The organism is Hymenobacter terricola, assembly GCF_017921975.2.
Taxonomy (GTDB): Bacteria; Bacteroidota; Bacteroidia; order Cytophagales; family Hymenobacteraceae; genus Hymenobacter; species Hymenobacter terricola.
Genome location: NZ_JAGEMO020000096.1, coordinates 1 through 3,149 on the forward strand (window position 1 = coordinate 1; position 3,149 = coordinate 3,149).

Annotated in this window: 1 protein-coding gene; it reads right to left on the bottom strand. The window is 62.5% G+C overall.

Annotated elements, in window-relative coordinates; translation table 11 throughout:
- Positions 1 to 729: 729 nt before the first annotated feature.
- Positions 730 to 3,027: a patatin-like phospholipase family protein gene (locus tag J4G38_RS25100; protein WP_210521704.1), complete on the bottom strand. Its 2,298-nt coding sequence runs from the start codon at positions 3,025 to 3,027 to the stop codon at positions 730 to 732.
- Positions 3,028 to 3,149: the final 122 nt, after the last annotated feature.

Consider the following 3,149-nt stretch of genomic DNA (forward strand, 5'->3'; position numbering starts at 1 on the left):
GGGCCCGGGTCTCCTCGTAGAGAAAGCTCCAGTCGACGAGCTCCGCGAGCCGGCGGTAGAGGTTATGGGGCCGTACCCGCTCACTGAGCCGAAAGCGAACCACCTCCTTGTCGAGAAACAGCTTCTTGCCTTGCATCTTCCCTCTACGAACCCGGGTTCTGCAACAGCCACGGTCGAAAGAGAGTTATAGGTACCTCCAAAAACAGTTATAGCCACCTCCAAAAGAGTTATGGGGGAGTTATAGCCATGCTAAAAACAGTTATAGGCACGTTATAGGCACGTTATAGGCGGGGTTATAGGCTGCTTGACGCCTGATTCGGCACCCGAACACGGTCTTTAGAAGCGTTTGTCGGGCCGTAATGCAGCCGAAACCTGCTGTTGGTGACGGCCCTGGTGCTTTAAGAGAAAGGTATCGGGTCTTGCGGGCTGCCGCAAACCTCCCTCTGGTGGGTTCATTCACGAAAAGGAGCGAATTTATTAACTAATTGCTTTTCAATACACATTAAAAGCAATCCCGTCAGGGCCACGTTGACATAGTGGTTGACTTTGGCGTGAGGCCGGTGTCGAGCTATGAGCCGATGCGGTGCAGGGCCAGGTTATTGCCGCCGTATTTAGCGAAGAGTAGGTAGCGGGCTTCAAGGGCACATCTGGAGCAATCTCGCGGTCAAACTCCGCCAGCATCTCCCAGCGCGTCGTGCCTAACGGTCCACTGCCGCATTTAAGCCGGGCCTAACGGTAGCCGAAAGGAAAGCCGATGTTGAAGTAGGGCAGCACCTTTTTCGCCACGTTTGAATACATCAGGCTCACGTCGATGGGGCCCAGAAAGGAGTCCAAGCCCAGGCTCAGGGCCCCGCCGTAGGCCAAGCGGGCGGATTGCGGGCGGGCACTGTTGGCGATGAAGTCGTAGTAGAGGGCATTGGCTTTGGCCGTCAGGAATACTTTCGGGCTCACGGCGTACTGGTAGCCCACCAGCCCGGCCACAGCGCTGCCGGTGTAGAGGCCGGCTTCGGGCAGGCCGGCGAACGTGAACTGGTTGCGCAGCACGCCGCTGAGGCCGCCGACTACGAAGTCGTTGGCGATGGCTTGGCGATAGCGCCGGTTCACGCCCGCCTGCACCTGCACGAGCAGTGTGGCCCGCTTGGTCAGCGGCAGGTACTGCTCGGCGTTCAGCCGGGAGTGCTCGTAGGGCAGGAAGGACAGGTTGGCCGATTGCTCGGTGCCGATAACCGTGGTGTCGCTCAATAATTTGAAAGAGGGACGCTGCTGATACACCCAGCCGTACTCGGCCTCTATTTTGCGGCCGTGGGTGGGGTAGGCGACGGCATTGAGCGTATTTGCCTCGTAAAATAAATAGCTGTTGAGCAGGCTAATGCGGCCGTCGAGCTGGAGGCGGGAAGTGATTTCGGGGGTGAAACGGCCGTACTCGTAGCGCGTGCCCAGGCCCACAGCCCGGTTGCGGTCGAGCAGGCGCAGCAGCTGCGCGTTGGCCAGCACGTAGCTCTGGGTGTAGAGGCCCGCTTTCTTGAAGCTGGTGCTATAGGTGGTGATGCTGACCCGCTCGCCCTGGGCCAGCAGGCGGCCCACCAGGCGCTGCTGAGGGCCCAGGTACTGCACGTGTTTGAGGCGCAGGCGCGGGTTTTCGCCGATGTTGAGCGCCACCTGGCTGGTCGAGGCGGGCGCGAGCCTATCCTGGACAGTCAGGCTGCCAATGAGGCCGATGCTGGTCAGGGAGTTGTAGTGCAGGCCCAGCCCGATGCGCGTGGCCGGACTGCGCTCCGCATCAAGTACGAGCCGGGCCGATGAGTCGGAGGCGGGCTGCAGGGAGTAGGTGATTTTGCGGAACGCCCGCGTGCCAAACGCGTCGCGGATGGCGGCCGACAGCTGCGGGGCCGAGTAGTAGCGCCGGGGCCGCAGCCGCAGCTGCCGGACCAGCAGCGCCTCGGAAGCCGGCGGCAGCCCCCGCACCTCATAGCTCTCGATGTACACCGAGTCGGCGCGCGGCGCGGCGGGCGGGTAGGCCGGGGCCGGCCCGTAGCGCGCATCCAGCGAGTCGCGCAGCGCCTTGAGCTGCCCAAACACGGCCCGGCCCCGCCGCACGCCCAACGCCGTGATGGGGGCGGCGGCCGAGAAGCTGCCGCTGGAGTAGTCGCCCAGCGGATAATCGACGTAGATGCTGCACAAGGCCTTCTGCGCCTTGAAATCCGCGTTGTCCTTGAAGGAAGAAATCTGGAGCAGCACGTCGACGGGGCTGCGCAGGCTAGCTTCGGTGTAGGCCCCGGCCGATACGTTGCTGCCGATGACGACGGCCGCGCCCATGGCCTTCACTTCCGACACCGGAAAGTTGCGTACTACGCCGCCATCGACCAGCCGGTGCCCCTGGTACTGCACCGGCGTAAACACCGACGGAATGGCCATGCTCGCCCGGATGGCGGCCACCACTTCGCCGGTGCGCAGCACCTCCGGCTCGCCGGAAATGATGTCCGTGGCCACACACCGAAACCCGCGCCTAAACCGAGCAAAGTCTTTGGTGCGGTAATAGGGAAAAAACAACTCGCTGATTTTCAGCCACAGCTCCTCGGATTCAATCACGCCGTTCGGCAGCTGAAACTTGCCCTTTACCACCGGCAGCTCCACCAGGTAGCGCCCGAAATCATCTTTGCCCGGCAGCGTAATCGTGCTCAGCTGGGCCGCGTTGGTAAGCAGCGCGTCCCAGTCCAGCCCCTGGGCTACCTGCTCAATCTCGGCCCCCGAATAGCCGGCCGCGTACAGCGAACCCACCACGGCCCCCATGCTCGTGCCGGTCACGTAGTCCACCCGCACCTGGGCCGAATCCAGGGCCTTGAGCAAGCCGATGTGGGCCAGGCCGCGGGCCCCACCACCGCTTAATGTTAGTCCGATGCGCGGGCGTTGCTCCGGGCCCTGGGCCCTGGCGGCGCTGCTACCGAGCAGCAGCAGCGCCAGCAGCAGCAATCCCGGCCAGCGCTGGGATGAAATGGAATTAGCCACCGGCCGGTAGGTATGGTTCATGGGAAGGAGTTGCGGGGAGAAGGGCAAAAACTATGCTTACGCCGACTTCTTCTCTTTTTTCTGCTTCTTGACCGGGGCCCCAATATGATGCTGCTGTAGCACGCCCTGAAGCTGCTCGATGA

Coding starts and splice junctions, on each gene's coding strand:
- J4G38_RS25100 (WP_210521704.1), bottom strand. CDS start 3,027: ATGAACCATACCTACCGGCCGGTGGCTAATTCCATTTCATCCCAGCGC.